Origin of the sequence: Paenibacillus cucumis (ex Kampfer et al. 2016), from assembly GCF_019748695.1 — a bacterium.
Lineage (GTDB): Bacteria > Bacillota > Bacilli > Paenibacillales > Paenibacillaceae > Paenibacillus > Paenibacillus polysaccharolyticus.
In genome coordinates, this window is the sequence record NZ_JACLIC010000030.1 from 46,667 (window position 1) to 69,689 (window position 23,023).

General features: G+C 45.7%; 21 protein-coding genes. 4 read left to right on the forward strand and 17 right to left on the reverse strand.

Annotation, left to right across the window (positions count from 1 at the left end; genetic code table 11):
- Positions 1 to 8: 8 nt before the first annotated feature.
- From H7T88_RS18510 to H7T88_RS18535, 6 genes are all read right to left on the reverse strand, one after another.
- On the reverse strand, positions 9 to 770 hold the full coding sequence (locus H7T88_RS18510; RefSeq protein WP_221789740.1) for a radical SAM family protein: 762 nt from the start codon (positions 768 to 770) through the stop codon (positions 9 to 11).
- Positions 771 to 815: 45 nt separating this feature from the next.
- A complete protein-coding gene (locus H7T88_RS18515; RefSeq protein WP_154958783.1) occupies positions 816 to 2,291 on the reverse strand; it encodes a radical SAM protein in 1,476 nt (491 codons plus the stop codon).
- 90 nt (positions 2,292 to 2,381) lie between these two features.
- Positions 2,382 to 2,567: a hypothetical protein gene (locus H7T88_RS18520; RefSeq protein ID WP_154958784.1), complete on the reverse strand. Its 186-nt coding sequence runs from the start codon at positions 2,565 to 2,567 to the stop codon at positions 2,382 to 2,384.
- A 58-nt stretch (positions 2,568 to 2,625) separates the two neighbouring features.
- Positions 2,626 to 2,811, reverse strand: coding sequence for a hypothetical protein (locus tag H7T88_RS18525; protein ID WP_123063757.1), 186 nt, complete (start codon positions 2,809 to 2,811; stop codon positions 2,626 to 2,628).
- Positions 2,812 to 3,194: 383 nt separating this feature from the next.
- On the reverse strand, positions 3,195 to 5,348 hold the full coding sequence (locus H7T88_RS18530; protein ID WP_221789741.1) for an MMPL family transporter: 2,154 nt from the start codon (positions 5,346 to 5,348) through the stop codon (positions 3,195 to 3,197).
- 181 nt (positions 5,349 to 5,529) lie between these two features.
- Positions 5,530 to 6,150, reverse strand: a complete 621-nt coding sequence (locus tag H7T88_RS18535; protein WP_154886178.1) for a flavin reductase family protein — start codon at positions 6,148 to 6,150, stop codon at positions 5,530 to 5,532.
- A gap of 253 nt (positions 6,151 to 6,403) precedes the next feature.
- Here H7T88_RS18535 and H7T88_RS18540 point away from each other — a divergent pair, with 253 nt between their 5' ends.
- Positions 6,404 to 7,042 carry a hypothetical protein gene (locus H7T88_RS18540; protein WP_221789742.1) on the forward strand — a complete coding sequence of 213 codons (639 nt, stop codon included), beginning with the start codon at positions 6,404 to 6,406 and terminating at the stop codon, positions 7,040 to 7,042.
- A 73-nt stretch (positions 7,043 to 7,115) separates the two neighbouring features.
- On the opposite strand, the gene H7T88_RS18545 is transcribed toward H7T88_RS18540, so the two are convergent.
- Positions 7,116 to 8,354, reverse strand: a complete 1,239-nt coding sequence (locus H7T88_RS18545) for a multidrug effflux MFS transporter (RefSeq protein WP_221789743.1) — start codon at positions 8,352 to 8,354, stop codon at positions 7,116 to 7,118.
- A 45-nt stretch (positions 8,355 to 8,399) separates the two neighbouring features.
- Positions 8,400 to 9,146, reverse strand: a complete 747-nt coding sequence (locus H7T88_RS18550; protein WP_154984253.1) for a GTP pyrophosphokinase — start codon at positions 9,144 to 9,146, stop codon at positions 8,400 to 8,402.
- Positions 9,147 to 9,378: 232 nt separating this feature from the next.
- Between H7T88_RS18550 and H7T88_RS18555 the strand changes: the two genes are divergently transcribed.
- Complete coding sequence (locus H7T88_RS18555) at positions 9,379 to 10,104, forward strand: YoaK family protein (RefSeq protein WP_154886181.1); 726 nt, start codon at positions 9,379 to 9,381, stop codon at positions 10,102 to 10,104.
- A gap of 44 nt (positions 10,105 to 10,148) precedes the next feature.
- Here the strand turns inward: H7T88_RS18555 and H7T88_RS18560 are convergent, their stop codons facing one another.
- Complete coding sequence (locus H7T88_RS18560) at positions 10,149 to 11,060, reverse strand: LysR family transcriptional regulator (protein ID WP_154886182.1); 912 nt, start codon at positions 11,058 to 11,060, stop codon at positions 10,149 to 10,151.
- Positions 11,061 to 11,235: 175 nt separating this feature from the next.
- Here H7T88_RS18560 and H7T88_RS18565 point away from each other — a divergent pair, with 175 nt between their 5' ends.
- Positions 11,236 to 11,952 carry an O-methyltransferase gene (locus tag H7T88_RS18565; RefSeq protein WP_154886183.1) on the forward strand — a complete coding sequence of 239 codons (717 nt, stop codon included), beginning with the start codon at positions 11,236 to 11,238 and terminating at the stop codon, positions 11,950 to 11,952.
- A 77-nt stretch (positions 11,953 to 12,029) separates the two neighbouring features.
- On the forward strand, positions 12,030 to 13,364 hold the full coding sequence (locus tag H7T88_RS18570) for an MFS transporter (protein WP_221789744.1): 1,335 nt from the start codon (positions 12,030 to 12,032) through the stop codon (positions 13,362 to 13,364).
- 80 nt (positions 13,365 to 13,444) lie between these two features.
- Here H7T88_RS18570 and H7T88_RS18575 read toward each other — a convergent pair whose 3' ends face one another.
- The 8 genes from H7T88_RS18575 to H7T88_RS18610 form a co-directional block, all read right to left on the reverse strand.
- Positions 13,445 to 13,648 carry a hypothetical protein gene (locus H7T88_RS18575; RefSeq protein ID WP_090920643.1) on the reverse strand — a complete coding sequence of 68 codons (204 nt, stop codon included), beginning with the start codon at positions 13,646 to 13,648 and terminating at the stop codon, positions 13,445 to 13,447.
- Between the two features lie 73 nt (positions 13,649 to 13,721).
- Positions 13,722 to 13,985 (reverse strand): YkgJ family cysteine cluster protein, encoded by a 264-nt coding sequence (locus H7T88_RS18580; RefSeq protein WP_154886185.1) that lies wholly within the window; start codon positions 13,983 to 13,985, stop codon positions 13,722 to 13,724.
- 37 nt (positions 13,986 to 14,022) lie between these two features.
- Positions 14,023 to 14,877, reverse strand: coding sequence for a chemotaxis protein (locus H7T88_RS18585; protein WP_154886186.1), 855 nt, complete (start codon positions 14,875 to 14,877; stop codon positions 14,023 to 14,025).
- A gap of 243 nt (positions 14,878 to 15,120) precedes the next feature.
- Entirely contained in the window at positions 15,121 to 17,115 is a 1,995-nt protein-coding gene (gene treP, locus H7T88_RS18590; protein ID WP_221789745.1) for a PTS system trehalose-specific EIIBC component, read from the reverse strand.
- A 37-nt stretch (positions 17,116 to 17,152) separates the two neighbouring features.
- On the reverse strand, positions 17,153 to 18,868 hold the full coding sequence (treC, locus tag H7T88_RS18595) for an alpha,alpha-phosphotrehalase (protein ID WP_221789746.1): 1,716 nt from the start codon (positions 18,866 to 18,868) through the stop codon (positions 17,153 to 17,155).
- Between the two features lie 280 nt (positions 18,869 to 19,148).
- Entirely contained in the window at positions 19,149 to 19,841 is a 693-nt protein-coding gene (locus tag H7T88_RS18600) for a metal-dependent hydrolase (protein WP_154886188.1), read from the reverse strand.
- 324 nt (positions 19,842 to 20,165) lie between these two features.
- Positions 20,166 to 21,869 (reverse strand): glycoside hydrolase family 13 protein, encoded by a 1,704-nt coding sequence (locus H7T88_RS18605; RefSeq protein ID WP_221789747.1) that lies wholly within the window; start codon positions 21,867 to 21,869, stop codon positions 20,166 to 20,168.
- 182 nt (positions 21,870 to 22,051) lie between these two features.
- Positions 22,052 to 22,921 (reverse strand): AraC family transcriptional regulator, encoded by an 870-nt coding sequence (locus tag H7T88_RS18610; protein WP_221789748.1) that lies wholly within the window; start codon positions 22,919 to 22,921, stop codon positions 22,052 to 22,054.
- Positions 22,922 to 23,023: the final 102 nt, after the last annotated feature.

A 23,023-nucleotide genomic window follows, 5' to 3' on the forward strand; every position in this document is an offset into this window, starting at 1 on the left:
ATTCAATACTACATTAAAATAGAAGGAAATTCCTGTTTTTTCAATTTATTCATATTTTCATAAAAAATTGAGAAGTCGGGGCTGTTTTTTATCATTCGATTGGTCAGATTCTGATTATGGGAGGAAGCATTGATAACCAAGCTGGCACAAGATAACTCTTCCCAATGAACTTGTCCTACATCCCATAAGTTTGTATAAATAAAGATATTACTGTAACCCAATTGCCGTGCCTCAGCTAGAATTATAGAAAGCAGCTCCCACTGCAGCAGCGGCTCTCCGCCAATGATATGCAATGATCGACACCCCAATTTATAGCTCTGCTGTAGTACTTCATGATAGTCATTTTCGCCCATTAGGTTATCTTGACTTAATCCGCTATAACGCTTGCACCCGGTCATCCGATTCACTCGGTCATCTGTATTGCAAAAACTGCACTGTAAATTACACTCATTGTTAATGTTGAGATATAGATTAGATATTCTTACTCTATTCTTGGCAAAATCTCTAATGGATGGCGGAAGACCAAAACGTACCTTTTCAATATAAGCATTGTGAGGATAATAACTTCCCATACCTTTATCTATAAGCTGAGAGAGCAAAATGTAATTTATGTTATCTACCTGTTCGACAGGTACTCCTCTATTCAATTCAAGCAGCATTAGTGCATCTGCTGATGATATCGTTAACATGTTATTTTCGCTCAAATCATATACTGAGGCTTGAAGTTCTGCCTGTACAATGTAACAATGGGAACCCGTTTTGAAAAACATATCAGACACCTCCAATTGGATGTTCCTCTTCTACCAAAAACGATCTTAGCATTTGTCCATTATGAAACGAAAAGAATCATACTTACGATCAATACTGTCTTTGTGTGCTGAAAAATCACGCATCGCGTCTGGATTCTGCTCCAGAGTGCTGTATAAAATAGACAACTGTCTCTCGATATCGGTTCTTCGTGTGGTGCAAATACCTTTTATGTCGAAGTTATCTCCTGAAGCACAGCTTGCATAACAGAGTCCACAAATGGATTGATAGGGGCATTCTTTACATTGCGCTGTAAATTTTTCACTCCACTTTTCCACGATCTCACTAATCGCCTTAATATCCAAACCCTCTTCGCAGTTCCCGATCGGAAACTGATAACTTATCTTCTCACACATATGAAAGGTTCCGTCCACGTCTACGAACATACGGCTTCCCGGGATACAGGCGTTACCGAGGATTGAAGAATAGTTTCTTCCATACGGATTAATGTTACGGTTATGACTGACTTTCAGACTGGAACCAAAAAGTCTTTCTTTGAAGAATAGCTCTGGAACGGGCTCTCCGCTCTTCGGGGTAGTAATCTCCTGAAGATACTCGTCGAGAAGCACAGACATACTCTCATGGACAGCACCACGCTCACCCAATTCAGTGTCCAAAATTTTGGATAGTCGCCCCCCCATTGATTTTAGGAGATGCTTTTCCTGTACAAAAAATTCGTTCATAGCAACCATATCCGTTTCATTTTCATAACAGCTAAGAATCATCATGGGCAGGATCTGCTCCTTCCCCTGCCTCTTGATCTCCGCAAGCAATTTACGGATATTTCCATATACGACATCAAATGTTCCGCGTTCATTGGCAAAAACTCTATTTTTATCATGCATTTCCTTCGAACCGTCCAAACTCACAGAGATCATTACATTATGTGTGACTAAAAATTCAATAATATGATCTGTCAGTAAAGTTCCGTTTGTTGTCATAGAGAACATGGTCTTGAAACCAGTCTGCTTCACATATGCGACAACTTCTTGTATGAGGTCAAATCGGAGGAGAGGCTCACCACCGTAAAATGAAATAACAGGCTGCTTGTCTGGGGCGTACTCCTTCCATTCGTTAATGTAATCTATATACTTTTGCACGCTTTTCAACGCAGTTTCTTTCTCCATTCGTTTAAACGTATGTGTCCTCATCTCTTCGTAATTCCCGGAGAAAATACAGTACTTACACCTCAAATTACAATTCTCTGTCAGCCCGAGGATCATCTGCGGATAAGGATAGGTTCTAAGCTCATCTAAAATCATATCTTGGTTTAATTCCACCTCATGAAGCTTGAACAGATCCCATTTCTTCATTAGCTGTCTCAGCGGTAAATCGGCTTGGTCATATATAAGCTCTCTGTTCAGCTTATCGTGACCTTCAATGGTTTGGGCTAGCTCTTCGCTGACCGAAAGAACCATATTAGTTGCCCCGTCAAAAATGTACTTGCTTCCCTGCTTGGTTTCAAATACACCTATATTATTCATGATCCAGCCCACCTTAACTTGGAATAAAAAAGGATGAAAGAGGACATTCCGCACGTTTTGTCCGGAATGTCCCACTCGGCAGCTCAGAACTTAAAGTGCAGAGCTTGTCTTACTCGAAGTAATGGTTGTCGCTGTCGCATTGACAGCGGTTGCACCGATGACATCGGAGATCGGTACCGGACCGTCCACTGCACACCCTGCGGCACAGCCTACTAAACAGCCACCAAAACAAGTTACGCTGCAAAGCCAACCATTTGTACCAATTTGTTGATCCATGTTTACTTCCTCCTCAAATTCGATTGAATTTATTAATTTTTTATTTTAAATATCCCGATTATAATGCTGATTTAGTAGCTCCAGTTGATACCGTTGTTGCTGTTGCATTAACAGCCGTTGCACCAATTACATCAGAGATTGGGACCGGTCCATCCACTGCACATCCTGCTGCACACCCCACTAAACAACCTCCGAAGCAAGTAACACTGCACAACCAACTGTTTGTACCAATTTGTTGATCCATGTTTTTTTCCTCCTTATAAATTGTATTTGGAATAATTAATGCACCCTTCAAAAACCGGCCACAGCCCCCTTTTTTGCATAAAATCAGTTATATTATTGAATAAATATTTAATACAACCAAATATTAGAATATTTTTCGCGTAAGTTATATAATATAAGTCACTCCCACCCTAAATTTGACAAGTTTTTTCAGGAAACCATTTCATCCGAATAAAAATTCAGGTTTAACCTAGCCATCCCCCCTGAAAATAGAGCATTCCAACAAAAAAAAGGATACTCCATACCTGCATTCAGGCCCGGAGTATCCTCACATACGTTTTTCTAGGATTCAAACAAGTTTGTGTGCCTCTCCATCATCTTCTTGTACTTTCACTGCTTGTATGGTTACTGGCCAGGTAGCCACCAGTTCCATCTCCCCATCAGTTTCATCAAGGATGGAACAAGCACAAGACGGATTAGCGTCACATCGATAAATACAGCTGCTGTGATCCCAATGCCTAACTGTCTTACCCCTTCAATCTCGGCAAAAGCAAAAGGAACCGTTACCGCCAGTAAAATACCTGCTGCAGACGTAATTAAACGACCTGTTGAAGCCAAGCCTTGTTGAACCGCTGTGTCACTATCTCCTGTTTGTCTGTATACTTCCTGAATACGGCTTAACATGAAGACGCCATAGTCCATCGATATGCCGAACACAAGGCCAGCAATGAATACCGGAATCATGATCGCAATTGAAGATACTTCCATACCCAGATGACCTTCGTTAAAGACCCATACAAGTATGCCAAAGGATGCGGCCAGACTAAGTAAGTTCATCAGAATCGCTTTTAGTGGTATTAGTAGTGAACGGAATGCGAGTAGCAACACCAGATAATTGCTTACCACGACAAATACAAGTACTTTGGGTAACTGTTGCGTAATTTCATGCATTATTTCATCTTCATAAACTGCTTCGCCGCCATAACGAATCGGAATGCCTTCCGGCCCAGCTGTTACATCCTCTGCTCTTGTCTGTCGCAGCCATTCTTTCATCTCATCTGAACCCGCTTCGCCGTATACACCGACCGTTAAGCGAATAAAAGAATCCGAAATACCCCCTTGAGAGTGAATACTCACCACTCTTTCATCCTGTTGAAACCTGGTTACTTTGTGTTTGGCCACCCTCCAGTGAGAGTCTGTTAACGGCTCATCCTTTTTCCCGATGATCATATCGACCAGAGTAATATGCTTCTGACCGAAATTTTGCTCGATCTGCTCCGATGCTTGACGGGACTCCATTCTGGCAGGTAAGGAGGAAGCATCGGGAACGGACAAATCCATCCGTGTAAAGGGAAACACACAACATAGCAGCAGCGTAGTACCTGCAAGCCCCATCCATACAGGACGTTTCATGACCATCGCTGACCAGCGGTGCCAGAAGTTTCGTTCAAGCGTTTCATCTTTTATTCGTTCTCCAGAAATGCTGGCTGTGGGTTTTATCTGAGCAAATACTCTGTTTGCACTTATTGAAAGAATGGCTGGCAACAACGTTACATTTAACAATAAGGACAGCACCAGAACAATGGTAGCCCCAAGCGATACACTGAGAAACATAGGTAGCCTGATCCAGAGAAGACCCAGCAAACCCAGGAACACACATGCCGCTGAGAACAGAACCGCTCGACCAGCTGTGCACAATGTCCGTTCCAAAATTTCACGTTGGTTGATGCTGTTGCGCTCACTATTGAACTTGTCTCTGCTTGCGTAACGCTGCTTTAATTCCTCCCTGTATCTGCTCAAAATAATAAGTGCAAAATCAATACTGAGCGCCATACCCACCATTGGAATAACGTTAATAATAAAATTGGACAGCTCCAGGTATTGACCCAGTAGAGACGTTATGCCCATTGCCATAATCACTGCACTGATTCCCATCATGACAGCAATACATGCCGCATACAGTCCTCTGAATGCAAAGCAAAGAACGATTAATGCAATCGGTATCCCGACGATCTCTGCTCGTTCTAAATCCTGAAAGCTCAGTCGATTTACATCCTGTTGCACAACTGTTTTCCCTGTAAGTTGTACGGTTCCAGGCAGATGGACTTGCTTGTCCTCTTCAAGAAGCTCGCGTAATTGAGCTAGTGGATGCTTCATTCGGTGAGGTGCGATGTCCATGTGTACCAGAGCATAAGCCTGATTATCACGCAACATTCTACCCTGTGTGTTTACATCAAAAGGGGAAATCACTGAGGATATCGCTGGCAAGGTGCGGACTGCGGCAAGCTGTTCTTGAATCCACGTCTTGAAGGATATCTCAGAAGTATTGGGATGTTTATTAAAAAGTAACACGACCGGATCGGGCGGGGAGCCAAATTCCTGGTCCAATATCTGTTCTACGGCTTGGGCTTGTCCCCCAGCCAGCTTCAACCCGTGATCCTGAACCATGTCAGGTAACTTCCATGCCCAAGCGACTGACATCCCGATGATAAACACCCAGCAGATGATAATAAACCACGGATATCGACTAATGAGAGCAGCCAAGCTTCGATATCCCATCCCCAAGCTCCTCTGCATTTAAATTGGATTCTAATTATGGTTAGCACCATAAGATATGCTTTGTTTAGTACAAGTCTATTCATGAACAAACATGATTATGTTCCTAATGAAACAAAGACAAATAGCCTCATGTATATGCTACATGTGGCTGTCCGTCCTCACTGTTTTAATTTACATCCAATTATTCTGGCCGAATGACGGTGAATCGATCACCCAGTTTGGCATAATCATTCCCTGCCAGACGGCTGACTGGTTTTAATTGATCCATTAAGATATAACCTTTATCCGCAAGATAGACCTTTTCGCTAAAATGATAATGTACAATGCGCACGAGAAGCAGGTCACTTACAGGCACGCCTGCATCATTCGAGATCGGAATATGTTGATACAGCTTGCACTCCATCCGGATCAGCGCTTCCTGAATTCCGGGTACAGCGACCACGGAACTGGGTACAGTCGTCAGATGAGTTCGTTCTAATTCACTTTCATGTGGCTCCAGTAAAGCCGCAGTTTCATTGACGTCTTCAATTATGTCTTCGTCACAAATGTGCACAACCAGTTCATTATGGGCGAGCACATTGCGTGCCGTATCCTTCATTACACCATTTTTACGTCCAACCGAGATGGATAACAATGGTGGATCAGAGCTCACGATATTGAAAAAGCTAAATGGCGCTGCATTAATGATTCCATCATGATCTGAGAGCGTAGTTACAAAGGCAATCGGACGCGGTACGATTGAACCGCTCATTAATTTATAATTATCTTTAGCCGTGAGTTCTTCCGGATTTAGTGAATACATATGTAAGTCCCCTTTCCTAATCGCATGCATGAGCCTGATCCTCAGCATCTTAACCTTCTACTTTCTTCATCGTTATTATATATGCATACCGTCCATAAAAACAAAAAAATACTTGTATAGACCTAATGGCCATCATGAGTGTCCCATTTTCATTGCTCATGTTTAGAAATACACACTTGTTAACAATCACATCTAGGCGAATACCATCATAGACTGTTTTCAGAATAAGATGACAGGAAGGATGTTCTTGAACATGAACCATGTTTATTCCCCTTATGCAGGTTATTATGATGGTCGTTATACAAGTTACGGCGAAGATCGTTCCATTCAATTCCCTCCACTCTTCCCAGGTGGAGGCAGTCTCCCTGGAGGGCAAACTCCGCCAGGCATTCCCGGAAGCCCGGGCTCGTTTCCTCCTTTCATTCCTGGTGCAGGAACCCCTCCGGGTCCCTATTTCCCTGGCGGCATGCCGGGTCCTGTTCCTGGTCCGGGCCCAGCTCCAGGTGTGCCAGCACAGCTAGCTCAGGGGAATCTTCCTTCCTTGCTAAGTGCCTATCCTCGCCCGGTTGGTCAGCCGCCTGCCGAGATGTTATTTTTGTATAACCTTATCAAAAGCAGTCCTGGACTACTGCCACTCTTCCTGCAGCAGCAACCGCAAAGCTTGACACAAGCCGTTCAATTTGCCCAAACAGGTGCGGCCGCCCCACGGGATCAGGAGCAGCGTGTACTCCCTAACTTCTGTTATAACCGCTGGTCGCTCGTGTTTACGTATAATGATGTGTATTTAATGTGGCCTGCTATTAATCTGTTTGGTTTTGTTGTTGGCTATTTCTATCCATACCAGACACCAGGAATTCTGCTCAACACCCAAATTCTGTTCGCCCTTTGTTAGTGGCAGACAGACTAAAAGGCCCGCATTGGAAGACTATGCTTCCCTGCGGGCCGTTCCTGGTTATACTTAAGCACTATGATGTTGTAGAAACGGTCTGTTTCGGTTTACTCCTACCGATCATGACAACATACAAGAGCAATGCCCCCAGATCAGCACATGCGATCACAATTCCCATGGGCACTGCTGTATGTTCTCCTCCAAGACCCACGAGTGGAGCAACGAGTCCGCCAAACAGAAAGGTCATAACACCAATCAACGCTGATGCACTTCCAGCCGATTTCGCCTGATCAGCCATAGCCAGCGCGAACGACGCTGTATTAATCAACCCCACGCTGGACACAACCAAGAATAAGGGGATTAGAACTGAAATCAGCCCGCCTCCAGCAAGAATCGCGACAAGTAAGGAAGTTCCTCCGACAGCCGCTATAAGTAATCCGGCGATTAACAGCCGTGTCTCTGATACCTTACCGGCTAGCCGTCCGGCGATCTGGCTGGCAAGAATAATGCCCAGTCCATTGATGGCAAAACATATACTGAACATTTGAGGGGACACCCCGTATATTTTCTGAAGCACAAATGGTGATCCCGATATGTAAGCGAACATGCCTGCCGCTGCGAAACCTTGCGTTAGAGCATAACCCATAAAACGGCGATTCCTCGCTATGCTACCAAACGTCAGCAGCGTCTGCTTAAGCCCCCCGCTCGATCTTTTATGCGCCGGAAGTGTCTCGCCCAAACCAAAGATGACCGCGAGAAGCGCGAGCACGCCGATAAGACTTAGCAAAATAAATACGCCTCGCCATGAAGTATACGTCAGAATTTGTCCACCTATAATCGGTGCCGCGATAGGTGCCACTCCATTAATAAGCATTAACAAAGAAAAGAACCGAGTCAGTTCTGGACCCTCGTATACGTCCCTGACCACTGCACGTGCGATGACAATCCCCGCCGCTCCGGCCAGCCCTTGAATAAAACGTAACACAACGAATGACCCCATCGTTGGGCTAACCAGGCATAATATAGACGCAATCGTATACAGCACAAGTCCGGCAATCAGCGGTATGCGACGACCTCTCACATCGCTTAATGGCCCCGCAAGCAGCTGGCCCAGCGCAAGCCCGATCATACAAGCTGTCAGGCTGAGCTGGGCGTACGAAGTGGACGAGCCAAATTCATCCGCCAGCGTTGGCAGGGCTGGCAGATACATATCCAGAGACAGCGGTCCGAATGCGGAGAGCGTCCCGAGAATTAGCGCCATTCTCACTCTTGGCGTAGCCGTGGTGTGTAATGAAGCTGTTGCTTTACTTTTCATCCCCAATATATCCCTTTCTTCCCGATCGTGTTGCCATATTCATGTTTAGTCCTCTCCGCCTCCAAGCAATCTTAGCAAGTTGTTAGGCAAGGTAAACTGCTGATTATTAATAATAATACGGCGCAGCTCCTCCTCATCCCGCTCGTTCTCCGCGTCCTTGATCTCCTGGATCTCACGGTGCAAGCGTTCCATTTGGTGATCCAATGCATTGGCAGAATCCGCCGCACTTTTCAATTCTCTTGTTAAATGTTCCGGAACATCTTTGTTGTATTTATAAAAGATTTTATGTTCCAGACTCGCCCAGAAATCCATCGCGATCGTACGAATCTGAATTTCAACACAGGCACGTTCCTCGCCATTAGACATGTATACTGGCACTTCAACAAGCAGATGCAAACTTTGATACCCATTTGGTTTCGGATTTTGGATGTAGTCTTTCACTTCGAGGACACGCAAGTCACTTTGGTTGCACAGCATATCCTTAATCCGATAAATATCGGAAATGAACGAACATGTGATACGTACACCAGCAATATCCTTGATATTTTGCTTAATGCTTTCAAACGTCAGCTCATGATTTTTACGGAACATTTTGTTCATAATGCTCTCGGGAGACTTCAATCTCGACTTGGTATGCTCAATCGGACTGTAGTCATGAAGGGACTGGAACTCTTCTTTCAGCACTTCAATTTTGGTTTCCATCTGATCCAGCGCAAATTTATAGATCATCATAAATCGTGTAATTTCGTATTTAAATTTCTTGAACTGGTCAATCGGATGCGGAGCATTCATCATCAGTTTCTTCCTTTCTTTTGACACCTCTATGATTTGATAACCAACTTGTATACGTTCGTATGCATGCTGGTCTTATGACATGTCTTCTATATCATTATAAAACATCTGACATGAATAAACGAATTTTAGAAATGTACATGTGCCGCTTTGGTTCAGATTTCGTTTTGATGAAGGCGGTACATTAGCTGTATACTGGAGGAGTTATGTTTGCTTGAAAGGACGGGAAAATATGAATCACAATCACCTCCAGAAATACGCCATGTTACTGCTCTGCATGTCAGCCGGTATGGTCGATGTCATCGGATATCTGGGACTTGGGCATGTACTCACAGCTAATATGACTGGAAACATCGTGCTGCTGGGTATCGCGATTGCCCGCGCTCAGGAATTTGTTGTACTGCGGGCTTTGCTCGCCCTCATCGGTTTTATTGCGGGGAATGCAATTGCGGCACATATGCTTGGAAAGGTCAAAACCAAAAATGGTTGGTCACCGCGGGTAACTGCCGTATTTACCGTTGAAAGCATACTACTTCTGCTCTTTGCAATCCTTATAATCACTCCCTTTTCCGAGCAATTATCCTATCTGTTAATTGTACTGCTTGCGATCGCTATGGGGATGCAAACAACGGCTGCCCGAAGGATTGGTATTGCGGGAATCTCTACAACGGTGCTGACCAATAATCTGGCAGCGGTGATTGAAGATGCTGTAAGCATTCTTCATCGGTTAAAACATGCCAATATCCGCTCCTTGGTCAAAGCGCTGTCCTCTGACGCCTACCTGCGAGCAGGCGCAGTTGTGATCTATCTCGGCGGAGTCATCATCGCAGCATTGCTTTTCCATCATGTGCCCCTGGTAGCGGTGTGGGTTCCTGTACTGGTCATTGCTGGCGTAACGCTTCAGGCAAGATTCGCGTCTTGGGGCAAAGAATTAGAGTTACATCGTAATCCGGAGTGAGGAACATCTTGCGAATATGTGCTACTGAAACAATTTAACAATGCTCAATGATTTATTGCAGAGTGCATCGCAAGGGCTTCTTTCCTGATCCATTGAACCAATTGTCTTGCTGCCGGCGTCAGCTGTTCCCCTGCCCGTGTACAGATGGCAATCGTATTCTGTAACTGTACGTTTTGTACATATACACGGGCAAGTTTGCCTTGATTAACGTCCTCTCTTACAACAAGGGATGAGATGAAATTAGCACCATATCCTGCCTTTACTGCACTAATCGTTTCGTTCAATCCGTTGAACTGAAGTGTTATTCTTGGGGAGGGCAGGTTATTGGTCGTACACAAGGCAGCCAGTCGTTCTCGTGTTGCACTGCCTTTCTCACGCATGATGAATGGCTCAGCCATCATCTCGTGCAATGTAATGTTTTGACCTGCATACGGATGATCTGGATGCACCACAAACCACATTTCATCTTCGAATAAATTATCCCAATGCACACCCGGATGACTGACTCCACTTCCTCCGTATATCGCAATCTCGGCTTCATAACGAAACAACTGGTCAAAAGCCATCTGTGTATTGCTTGTGCTTACGACAAGCTCGACATCCTCATGTGTCTGCTTGAACGTGGCAATCCAACGTGGCAGCAAAAAATTGGCCGGCAAGTAAGTCGCCGTAAGACGAATCAGTCCTTTTTTCCCCTCCCTCATGTCCTCCACAAATTGCTCCACTTCCAGTTCCAGCATGAATAATCGCTCGGCATATTCCATTAAATGTTTCCCTGCATCGGTAAGTACAAGTTTTCGTCCTTCGGAACCAAACAGCACTATGCCTAGTTCACGCTCAAACCGTTTGACCTGAGAAGATACCGCAGGTTGACTGATATTCAATTCTTCCGCAGCCCGGGTAACTCCGCCGTACTTCACAATGGCGTGAAACAATCGTAATCCATGCAAATTCATACATCTTCTCCTCTTCCTTGCTTACTTACGTACTGGTCCAACATTTTTATCCATCATAATATATAACTTTAATATATATTAACATACAAAATATATATTTTATTTATATGTCAATCTCCTCTATAGTTGAATTATAAGAAATACGAATTCAGCTAAACAGAAAGGAAGATGTGTAATGAGTAAACATGATTTGAATAATAGCCAGGTTAACCAGCCCGCCCGTTGGAATGAGGTCGATCATTATATAAACAGCCTTCTTCTTCCAAACGACAAAGACTTGCAAGCTGCACTTGAAGCCAATGCAGAAGCAGGGCTACCGTCACATGATGTCACACCGAATCAGGGAAAGTTCCTTCAGCTATTGCTGAAAATACAGGGGGCCTCGCGCGTACTGGAGATCGGAACTCTAGGTGCTTACAGCACCATCTGGATGGCCAGAGCCCTGCCAGATCATGGACGAATTGTCTCGCTGGAGTCAGAACCTAAACATGCGGCAATCGCACAAGCCAATCTGACCCGGGCCGGACTAATGCACAAAGTAGATCTTCGAGTAGGCCCGGCACTAACCTCCCTTCCTGATATTAAGGAAGAGTACCCTGAACCCTTTGATCTGATTTTCATCGATGCTGATAAACCGAGTAATCCGGATTACCTGAGATGGGCTTTACGTCTGACACGACCAGGAAGCTTGATCATCGGAGATAATATTATAAGGGACGGGGAAGTCATTCACTCTGACAGTGAAGACCCAAGAGTTCAAGGGGTTCGAACCTTTCTCGAATGCATCGGAGATCACCCTCATCTTGAAGCCACGGCACTGCAAACCGTAGGTAGTAAAGGATACGACGGATTTGTGATTGCTCGTGTCACAGATTCCCCTGTAACAAAATAAACAGTGGTCAATTCTTCCGAAAATCTGCCTTTCCTGTTACACTGGTATCACTGCACAGGCAGACTGGAGGGAGTCACTTGAGAGCTTTACGACAGATTCAGGTTGAAATTGGCGGGTGGTCTCGCAATATTCAACTGTTCTTTCTGGCAAGTCTGCTGTATCAGATCGGAAACGGCATGTTCTCGGTTCTTTATAATCTGTACATTCAAGGCTTAGGTTACGATGACACCATGAATGGTCAAATTGTCAGTATCCAATCTCTTGCTACAGCAATCATGTTCATTCCTATTGGATTTAGCGGTGACAAGTTCAGCCGCAAAAAATTGTTGATTATCGGGGCACTATTCAGCGGTGCTTTTCTGATCGGACGATCCTTCGATTATGCCGCAAGCGGGTTGATCTGGTTTGCTGTATTTTCTGGGCTGTTTGCTGGTGTTTTTCAGGTACTCGCTATTCCTTATCTCGCAGAGAACGTCAAAAAAAGTCAGCGTCTCAAAATGTTTAGCTATTATTCCTCTTTGGTGCTTGCATCTCAGGTTCTTGGCAGTCTGGGCGGAGGCGTGCTTGCAGACGTGCTTCACTCTGCCGGCATGGCCAAAGTTACCGGATTGCAGACGGTCCTATTTATGGGCGGAGCTGCGACACTAGCCGCATTTATTCCGCTACTTTTTGTAACCGAGAATCAGAAATCTAGTACAGATCTAAATACGAAACAACTTCAGCCTAGCCAACAATCTGTTCAGGGGGCTGAAGCGGAGCTTACTCGTGCTGTGATAACACCATTACCCGTTGATGATGACACACGTATCAAAAAAAGAGATACCAAGCTGATTGGTCAGTTCATTGTGACACAGTTGCTGATCGGATTAGGATCAGGGCTCGTTGTGCCTTATCTGAATTTGTATTTTACGAATCGCTTCGCCGTATCGTTAAGCGGCATGAGCATTCTGATTGCACTCGGTCAGATTATGACCATTGTGTCCATGCTGATTGGCCCAACGTTAGCTGCCAAAGTTGGCAGTGTACGGGCTGTAGTTATTTTCCAAGTATTATCGCTACCCTTCCTGTTATTCACAGGTTTTACGAACCTGCTTTTCATTGCATCCGTCAGCTTTTTGTTCAGGCAAGCGCTGATGAATGCAGCTAATCCAATTCATTCCGCCATATTAGTGGACCGGATCTCGGATAAACGCCGCGGGATCGCCAACTCCATGATGCAAACTTCGTTTATGATTGGTTGGGCCACGATGGGGCCCGTGCAGTCATATCTGGTTACTACCTATGGAACCTATTGGGGATACGCGATTACGTTCAGCATTACAGGCTGTCTTTACGTCATCTCTTCCCTGATGTACTTCTTCATGTTTAGAGAGCCTAAGCCCTCTGTTACTGTTCTTGCAGACAGACCATAATTATAAACAACTAAAAAAGAGTATCCTCATGCTGTAGCATTCACAGGATACTCTTTTTTTGATTATTTCCTCTTGATTAACTACCAATATTTTGGATTATACATAAGAACGACTATACCCACCGTGACTACCGTTGCTAGAACTACAAAAGTGTAGTATCTCGGTTTATTTTTTGGACTTGGAGCTTGCTCATCATAATGATCGGAGTTGCGGCGATATGAACCCATCCACAGATCGCTCATCATATGGCCAACCACTTTCACTAGACGTTTGATCCAATCCATTATTAATCCCCCTTCCACAATCAATATTATTCCATATTAAGTATAATTAACCTTCTGTAATCAAACAAGTCTTTCATCTTAGGCCTGGTGCTGTTTGCTGTTCCAACTGTGTCAAAATATGAAAGGCTTCCTGATTGTTGCTGCCGCACATCGCTTCCTCAGCCTGCAATCCACTACATACTGCCGGGCGGCTGGCCTGACCGAATATACCGCAGCGATTATCGTCCGTCAGTTGGATACATCGCACTCCAGCAGGTTTGCCTTCAGGCATGCCGGGAATCGGTGATGATATGGATATGGCAATACAACATGCTGCACATCCCGTCCTGCATTCCATGATGTTTCCTCCTTCATTTGCCTCATATAGCATTCTGTTACCTTGAGCGATTTACCCATGTCCATGTTCGCGCTAACCCTTGGGCGATTCTGCGGTTCATGTGCTCACTGGTAAAATATCCTCCGTGGCTCAGTGGATTCCAGCTTGTAGCTGGTCCACCGACACGCACCTCAATATCCTCCTTCACAGCGGCCGCATATGCCGGGTCAATGGGACGTAATGGATAACCTAATATATCGTTGCTTTCATAAAAATTAACCCACTCCCCTTCCAGATGTGGAAAGTAATGCGTGGCCTGCGGCGCAGGCACCCGAATGGGACGGCTGAAATTATCGTAGCGCAAACTCCATAGCGGCAATGTTGTGCCAAAAGAGTAAAAATTGGTCAGCGTATCTCCCCGCTCCAAAGCCGAATTCACATCCACTATTTCCGGTATTCGGTTGGATGACGGATACTGCAGATCATAGAAAAAGTTGCTTGCAATGACAGCTCCGAGACTATGAGCGACGACACAAAGCGGAGCTTCCGGCCCATTGCGCTGTGCGAGAACGTGCATGGCCTGATTCAGCGTCCGGTGCACGGCATCATAATGATGTCCTTGGTTCTCTACAGGTTGATAAGCCACCGCATCGGCGAGATAATGAATGACAAAACGGCGCAATGCCTGATAGTGCAGTCCTGGTGAACGAACCAACTGTTGAAACAAAGCCTCTTCCCGCTCCTCGAACACGTCCGCCCAGAAGACAGGTTCAATATCCAGCATCTGTTTCGCGGCGCCTGGCAGCACCATGACACGTTCCATTTCTTTGCTCAAGCAAGCGATCAGCTTGTCAGCATAATCCTCTTTTTGCATACCCAGTCCATGAATGACCATCACCGCTACCCGAGTCATGGCTCTCCTCCTTATCATTTGACTAGGAACACGCCTTGTACACCCACTGTATGAACTGCTTTTTCTCCGTATGACTGACATTCAACTGAAGCGCCAAACGAGTGCACTTCGACTCATTATCAAAAATTGTAATTACTTGATGGCATAACTATTTTATCATGATGACTATAGAAAATCACACCTGTAAACGCCAAAAGAAGCTGCAGGTTTCACAGCTCCTTTTGACTACTACCAGATATGAATTTATCCTTTCAGATGAATCCTGAGAACGCCGCTCTGACTTGAAGTGACATCTCCTGTCACCGTTTCAACCCGTTCAACCATATCCTGACCATCCGGGATAATAATAGGCGTAATGAGTGGATAACCGGCATTTTCGATAACGTTACGGTCAAATTCAAGCAGCTTCTCTCCGGCTCTCACGCGATCACCCGTGTCTACATACATAGAGAAACCTTCCCCTTTAAGGGATACCGTATTAATGCCGACATGAATCAACACTTGAAGTCCGCTCGCGTGTTCCAATATAACCGCATGTTTGCTTTTAATGACATGTGCCACTTTTGCGTCAAATGGGGCAACCACTTGATTCCCCGAAGGTTCAATTGCGATACCTTCACCCATTTGTTTCTCGGCAAACGCCGGGTCAGGAACTTGCTCCAGCGGCACCGCTTTACCCGTCAATGGCGCCATGACTTCGAGTGTTTTTGCAGATGCATTTCCAGGCTTCGCTGTACTACGATTACGCTCAGCCATCTCTGTTCCTGCTCCTGTCTCGGCAGATGTGATCCCTGAAGCGGACTCTCCGTTCGCTATCAGTCGATCTTCTTTTCTCAACTTCGCCCGTCCAAACACAACGGTCAACAGGAACGGCACCACCAGAACGATGGCCATACCGATAAAGAACACACCCCATTTATCCGGGAAAATGGACAGGAATCCAGGCACACCGCCTACACCGATGGACGTGGCCTGAACATTATTCATCGTAAGCAGCACACCACCAATGGCGGAACCGACCATACCGAAGATAAAAGGATAACGATAACGAATATTCACACCAAAGATGGCTGGCTCGGTCACTCCGAGGAAAGCAGATACGGATGAGGTCGCCGCAAGCCCTCTCATTTTCTTCTCACGTAACACGAGCATCATCGCAAGTGCCGCCGAACCCTGCGCAATATTGGACAAAGCCAGCATCGGCCACAAGAAGGTGCCACCTTGGCTACCAATTAGCTGTACGTCTACGGCAAGGAACGTATGGTGCATACCTGTAATAACGAGTAACGCATACAGACCACCGTAGATCAGACCACCCAGCGCTGCATACGAATCATAGATGTAAATCAAACCGGATGTGATGGCGTTTGCAATTGCAAATGTAACCGGTCCAATAATCGTAAATGCCAGAAATCCGGTAACCAGCAATGTCACAGGAGCTACGACCAGCAATTTGATGGAATCATGCACCCTTTTATTCAGGAAAATTTCCATCTTGGCAAGTAGATACGCCGATACCAATACGGGCAATACCTGACCCTGATAACCGATCTTCTCAATCTCCCAGCCAAACAGATTCCAGGTCGGAACCGTGCCTTTGTTTACCGCATCAGCGTAACCATATGCACTCAGCAGATCGGGATGTACCAGAATCAGACCCAGCACAATCCCGAGCAACGGACTGCCGCCGAATCGGGTCACCGCTGACCAACCGATCAAAGCGGGCAGGAATGTAAAAGCAGTGCTTGCTATGGTGTTAATGATGGAGGCAAGGTCTTTCCATGCCGGGTACACATCCACTAATGATTTTCCATCAAAGAAAATACCAGGACCTGTCAAAATGTTGTTAATCCCGAGTAGTAGACCTGCTGTAATAATTGCTGGCAAGATCGGAATGAAAATGTCCGAGAGCGTTTTGATGGCACGTTGCAACGGATTTTGCTTTTTACCCGCGGCCGCCTTCACATCATCTTTCGAAGACCGTTCGCCTCCGGTAATCTGAATCATCTCTTCATAAACTTTATCCACCAGACCTGGACCGATGACGACCTGGAATTGACCTTGGGAGGAGAACTGCCCTTTGACCAGATCATTCTGATCGAGAAGCTCTGTATCCACTTTGTCCTCATCATATAGAGCAAACCGTAGCCGTGTCACACAGTGTGTCGCCGCTTCAATGTTGTCTTTGCCGCCGACCGCCCGGACGATCTCTTCGACCTGTTTTTTATCGATTGCCATAGTGTCACTTCCTATTTATAAAATGGACTTCATTCTGTTATTGCTTGATTAACCACATATAAGAAGCATACGGACTGAGCGTGATTTGCTGCTTCAGCTCAGGTTTTGCATCGGTATTACTGACAAGTAGTTCAGGTGATTTACCTGCAATATGATTGTTCCAGACCACTTCAGGAACTTGAAATGCTGTATCCTGTTTGCGGAAGTTGGACACTACGATTAATGTCTCATTCCCGTTGGTACGTGCGTATGCAAATACTTCAGGGTGGGCATCATCCAACCGTTCATACAAACCGTCAGTCAGTACATTCACCTCTTTACGCAGAGCGATTAGCTTCCGGTAATGATGATAGATGGAATCCGGGTCAGCCATCTGCTCTTCCACATGAATGGACGGATATCTCTCATCCACCTTGATCCAAGGTGTTCCGGTTGTAAATCCAGCATTAGCTGTACCGTCCCACTGCATCGGTGTTCGGGAATTATCCCGGGACCGCTCCTTCACAATCCGGAAAGCCTCTTCGGCCGTTTTGCCCCGCTCTTCCTGCAACAAACGATACATATTCGTGGACTCAATGTCGCGGAACTCGCTGATGTCATTCCAAACAGGGTTAGGCATACCAATCTCTTCGCCCTGATAGACATAAGGCGTTCCTTGTAATCCATGTAAAGTCGTCGCCAGCATTTTGGCACTCTCCACGCGATAATCCCCATCATCCGCAAAACGGGATAACGCACGCGGTTGATCATGGTTGTTCAGGAACAGTGCATTCCATCCGCCACCAGCCTGCATTCCGGCCTGCCACTCACTGAATAGTTGCTTCAAGGATTCAAAGTCGTATGGCATGAGCTCCCATTTCTGCCCATCCGGATAATCCACTTTCAAGTGATGGAAGTTAAAGGTCATCGAGAATTCTCTGGAAGCCGGATTGGAATAACGAATACAGTGCTCAAGCGTAGTCGAGGACATCTCCCCTACCGTCACCATGTTATAGGGTCCAAATACCTCATCGTACATTTCTGTAATATATTCGTGCACACGCGGCCCATCCGTGTAATACTTGCGTCCATCGCCCGGTGACACGCTACCATCGTCGTCCGGGAAACGCTGGTCTTTGGAGATGAGGTTAATGACGTCCATCCGGAATCCATCGACTCCTTTTTCAGCCCAGAACTTGATCATATCGCGTACAGCCTTGCGCACTTCTTCATTTTCCCAGTTCAAGTCTGCCTGCGTTCGATCAAACAACGTTAGATAATATTGTCCGGTCTGCTCATCATACTGCCAGGCTGGCCCGCCAAATTTGGATTGCCAGTTGTTGGGTACACCACCGTCCGGCGCGGGGTCTCTCCAAATGTAATAATCCCGATAAGGATTGTCCTTCGATGAGCGAGACTGTTTGAACCATTCATGATCGGTTGAGGAGTGATTCACTACAATGTCAATCATCAGCTTCATGTCACGCGCTTTCAACTCGGCAAGCAATTCATCGAAATCTTCCATTGTTCCAAAGTCGGGGTTAATGCGGTAATAGTCTGCTACGTCATACCCGTTATCCCGCTGCGGGGATACGTATACGGGTTGCAACCAAACAATGTCGATCCCCAAGTGCCGCAAATAATCCAGCTTCTCGGTTAACCCCCGAATGTCGCCCGTTCCCGATCCAGTTGTATCATTGAAACTCTTCGGATATACCTGATATACCGTTGATTTCTTCCACCACGTGGACGGCTCCTTATTTTTTGAACTCATGTTAACGCCTCCAATATGTTGTATTGCCCTCATCTAACCCACCTGTTAGCTTCTTCATCTATATTACATAAGTAAACATGTATATACAAGTTGAAACGAAAATTTGGTTGATGTACCTCTTCTACAACTTCCCCATAAATAGTTACTCTGTAACAACTAATTTTGAACTCACGTTTCGTAAATCCACTGATAGCAGTCTTTATTCACGAGAATGAGAACGCAAAAAAAGACGATACGGATCAACTCCGCTTCGTCTTTTTGTTTGAATATGTGAACATCGTTACAGTGAAATGGACTCACCAGGGGCCAGCACACGACCCTCTAATCCTTTGGAAGCCAGTTGCTCTACAAAATGCTCCGCATCCTGACGAATCGCAGGGAAGGTATCGTAATGAACGGGAATCGTCAATTTGGCGTTAAACCATTCCGCTGCCTGCAATGCATCTTCAGGCCCCATCGTATAATGTCCACCAATAGGCAGGAATGCAACATCGATTTGATGCCGATCCCCAATCATCTTCATATCGCCGAACAGGCTTGTGTCGCCAGCATGTAGAACCGTTTTACCACCGATATCAATGATAAATCCCGCAGGCAAACCTGCATACATAATGCGCTGTTCCTCTTCCAGCACAATACCGGACGTATGGAATGCCTGAATCATTTTCGCTTTGGCAAATTCCAGATCCACCGTACCGCCCATATTCATGCCAAGGGTATCCAGCCCCTTCCACGACATATATGTAGCCAATTCCACAATCGCCACCACTTTGGCATTATTGGCTTTGGCAATCGGTTCCGCATCCAGAATGTGATCCATGTGCGCATGTGTCAACAGGACAACATCCGTCTTGATGTCCTCTGGTTTAGTTACCGCTAACTCATTGCCACGCAAAAACGGATCAATCATGAGTGATTTATTTTCTGTGCCCAGTTGTACACTGGAGTGTCCGTGATACGTAATATTCAACAATTCATATTCCTCCTGACATTGATATAAGTTGTCCTCTCCGTTGTTCACACTTCCACTACGATGACAGAATAACCTTCCAATCGCTGTTATCCCCAGATTTTTTGATTACCTTTTAGTCAAGGTTAAAATCCGATGATAAAGGCGAGCGCTTCGCTTTTTCAGGTTTTTTCTGTCCTCTCCGTGTCTGTGTGAACAAAAAAATCCAACTTATATTTTTAGATTATTATAATTCAGAAAGCTTTGCGAGCGCAAAACTGTCATCCTTGTTACGTTCGTCAGCTAGCTATGCATATTAATCACTTCCACACGCCGCTTGCGCATTGCTTACTCGCCGCTTGTACGCTTTTTGCAATACACCCTTGCTTCATACGGCTGGAGCAAGATAGCTCCTTCATCCGTAGAATAACGTCTGCTCACGTTGCCGATCATTAATTTGCAGTCTTCTGCATTCCAGCCTTCCGGCCATGCCATCTCTGGTTCATTTACACTGAAATTCATCAGAATCAACCATTGTTCATCATCACGTGTACGTGTGTACGCATAAATCTCCGGGTCACCCGGCAAAAGCAGTTCATACGCGCCATAGATTAACACATGATTTTGCTTACGCAATGTGATTAATTTTCGGTAATAATGCAGAATGGAATGTGGGTCCGTCTCCGCATCCGCCACATTGATGTCCTTATAATTGCTGTTCACTTCGATCCAAGGATTACCTGCCGTAAAACCGGCATGCTCGGATTCATCCCATTGCATCGGTGTTCGTGCATTATCCCGGCTCTTCAGCCAGATGGCCTCCATCACCTCATGCTTGGATTTCCCTTGCCCGATATAGTGATTGTAATAATTTTTAGTTTCGATGTCCCGGTATCGGTCAATGTCAGGGAAAGCTACGTTGGTCATGCCAATCTCTTCTCCCTGATAGATGTACGGCGTGCCTTCCAGCGTTAACATCCAGGTTGCCAGCATCTGTGCAGAACGAACTCTGTATTTACCGTCATCACCAAAACGCGAAACCGGGCGCGGCTGATCATGATTGCCCATATAGTTGGCGTTCCAGCCCCGGCCGTGCAACACCGTCTGCCAGCGGCTCATGATTTCTTTTAGCTCTGTCAGCTTCCACGGTTTGTAATTCCATTTCCCTATACCAGAGGACTCAGCATCCACAAACATGTGCTCAAACTGAAACACCATATTCAATTCATCCCGATCCGTACCTACATAAGCTAGAGCCTGCTCAGGCCCAAGCCCAGAGGTTTCACCCACCGTCATCGGGCCGTATGGCTTCAGTATCATCTGATTCAACTTGCGGAGGATGGAATGTACCTGCTCCAGATTGGAAAACAGCTCATATGCCTGCACCACAGGCAGGTTGTTCGGGTTATGTGCATTTGGCAAGCCATCGGCTTTGGCAATATGGGCAACTGCGTCAAAGCGGAAGCCATCCACCCCTTTTTCCAGCCACCAATGTACCATTTCGTACATTTCTTCAGCCATCTCCGGATTATTCCAGTTCAGATCGGGTTGATGCTCAGAGTATAGATGCATGTAATATTCGTTCGTTTCCGGATCATGCTTCCATACTGAACCCCCGAAATAAGACTCCCAGTTGTTCGGCACCTGCCCGTTTTTACCGGAACGCCAGATGTAATAGTCGCGTCTTGCATTGGTTTTGGAAGAACGGGATTCCGCAAACCAGGCATGTTCATCCGAAGTATGATTTAGCACAAGATCCATCATGATCTTGAGCCCACGCTTATGCGCTTCGGCAAGTAGCCGGTCAAAGTCCTCCATCGTGCCGTATTTTCGTAAAATCGCGTAGTAATCTCGGATATCATATCCGTTATCATGACCTGGTGAATCATAGATAGGACACAGCCAGATGACATCCACGCCGAGTTTTTGCAAATAATCAAGCTTTTCATAAATCCCCTGCAAATCGCCATATCCGTCTCCGTCACTGTCCTTGAAGCTACTCGGATAGATCTGGTATACCACACTTTCCTTCCACCAAACGATAACACCCACCTCGCTTTCTTCTCTTGTGAAGCAATTCACCCGTTAATATGTTTTATCCGAAAAGAAACCCTTATAAACACCTGAACTCAGGTTTTATACAAAAAGACAAAAGACCCGAAACCGCAATCATAGCACGCGATCAGCTTCGAGTCTTTCTTGACCTTGTTTTCCCGCCATATAAGCAGTAAGGTCTATTTTATCGGGATGTAGATCTTCATGTCTAACCGCTCAGGTGTTGATTTCCACACATCGGTCACTTCAAAGTCCGGCCCCTCCCGGCGCTCATACTTGGAAGCTGGCAGCCAGCTTCCGTAGATCATTTTGCGCACATCCTGCTCTGAGCCTTCGGTTGTAAACTCGGCATACAGCCCGCCTGGAATCTCCAGATAGGTATATCCGGGTTCTAAGGAATCACCGCTTCCTGAGCTCTCTTCGCCAACGATAAATGAAAATGCCCCATCCTCCTGAAAATGAGCCGCAACACCATACGCCATATCAGGGCGAATTCGCTCTGGAATGTTCATAAACTTCTGCTCACGCCCAAATTCATGATAGAATCCGGGAATCTCTGTATAATGTTGCTCTGAATTCAGGTTGGTCTTATATTCATATCCAATGATCCGGATCGGCTCCAGCGTCACCATGCGTGGCGGATTCATATGGAACGCGGTGCCAAGCCGTAAACGATATTCATTAAAATCAATACGTTGTTGCATGAATTCCTCTGTTAAAGCCTTCTGCTCCAGCTTGCGAAACCGCGCCGGTGTGATACCAAAGTGCGTATCGAAAGCGCGGGTAAAGGCTTCCTGCGAATGATAACCATAGCTAAGGGCAATCTCAAGTACACCCTGCGCCGTGTTTCTCAAAGTCGAAGCAGCCTCCGTTAGTCTTCGTCTGCGCAAGTATTCCAGAACAGTAAAACCTGTAATTGCCTGAAACAAACGTTGAAAATGAAATGCCGAAAAACTGGCGGCCGCCGATACATCCTTCATGTTGAAAGGCTCCTGCAGATGCTTCTCTAGATGCTCGATGGCAAGCTGAATACGTGCATAGTGATCCATATGTCCCGTCTCCTATTCATTTGCGTGATATGTAGTCTACTTTGTCTTCCGTGCTGGTTTGTTTCTTCCCTAAGTATGACTGAAATGCCCCAGCATTTTTTG

Excerpts from the sequence above, each read along its gene's own strand:
- H7T88_RS18510 (WP_221789740.1), bottom strand. The coding sequence starts at position 770 with ATGTTTTTCAAAACGGGTTCCCATTGTTACATTGTACAGGCAGAACTT.
- H7T88_RS18515 (WP_154958783.1), bottom strand. The coding sequence starts at position 2,291 with ATGAATAATATAGGTGTATTTGAAACCAAGCAGGGAAGCAAGTACATT.
- H7T88_RS18520 (WP_154958784.1), bottom strand. The coding sequence starts at position 2,567 with ATGGATCAACAAATTGGTACAAATGGTTGGCTTTGCAGCGTAACTTGT.
- H7T88_RS18525 (WP_123063757.1), bottom strand. The coding sequence starts at position 2,811 with ATGGATCAACAAATTGGTACAAACAGTTGGTTGTGCAGTGTTACTTGC.
- H7T88_RS18530 (WP_221789741.1), bottom strand. The coding sequence starts at position 5,348 with ATGGGATATCGAAGCTTGGCTGCTCTCATTAGTCGATATCCGTGGTTT.
- H7T88_RS18535 (WP_154886178.1), bottom strand. The coding sequence starts at position 6,150 with ATGTATTCACTAAATCCGGAAGAACTCACGGCTAAAGATAATTATAAA.
- H7T88_RS18540 (WP_221789742.1), top strand. The coding sequence starts at position 6,404 with ATGAACCATGTTTATTCCCCTTATGCAGGTTATTATGATGGTCGTTAT.
- H7T88_RS18545 (WP_221789743.1), bottom strand. The coding sequence starts at position 8,354 with ATGAAAAGTAAAGCAACAGCTTCATTACACACCACGGCTACGCCAAGA.
- H7T88_RS18550 (WP_154984253.1), bottom strand. The coding sequence starts at position 9,146 with ATGAATGCTCCGCATCCGATTGACCAGTTCAAGAAATTTAAATACGAA.
- H7T88_RS18555 (WP_154886181.1), top strand. The coding sequence starts at position 9,379 with ATGAATCACAATCACCTCCAGAAATACGCCATGTTACTGCTCTGCATG.
- H7T88_RS18560 (WP_154886182.1), bottom strand. The coding sequence starts at position 11,060 with ATGAATTTGCATGGATTACGATTGTTTCACGCCATTGTGAAGTACGGC.
- H7T88_RS18565 (WP_154886183.1), top strand. The coding sequence starts at position 11,236 with ATGAGTAAACATGATTTGAATAATAGCCAGGTTAACCAGCCCGCCCGT.
- H7T88_RS18575 (WP_090920643.1), bottom strand. The coding sequence starts at position 13,648 with ATGGATTGGATCAAACGTCTAGTGAAAGTGGTTGGCCATATGATGAGC.
- H7T88_RS18580 (WP_154886185.1), bottom strand. The coding sequence starts at position 13,985 with ATGGAATGCAGGACGGGATGTGCAGCATGTTGTATTGCCATATCCATA.
- H7T88_RS18585 (WP_154886186.1), bottom strand. The coding sequence starts at position 14,877 with ATGACTCGGGTAGCGGTGATGGTCATTCATGGACTGGGTATGCAAAAA.
- treP (WP_221789745.1), bottom strand. The coding sequence starts at position 17,115 with ATGGCAATCGATAAAAAACAGGTCGAAGAGATCGTCCGGGCGGTCGGC.
- treC (WP_221789746.1), bottom strand. The coding sequence starts at position 18,868 with ATGAGTTCAAAAAATAAGGAGCCGTCCACGTGGTGGAAGAAATCAACG.
- H7T88_RS18610 (WP_221789748.1), bottom strand. The coding sequence starts at position 22,921 with ATGGATCACTATGCACGTATTCAGCTTGCCATCGAGCATCTAGAGAAG.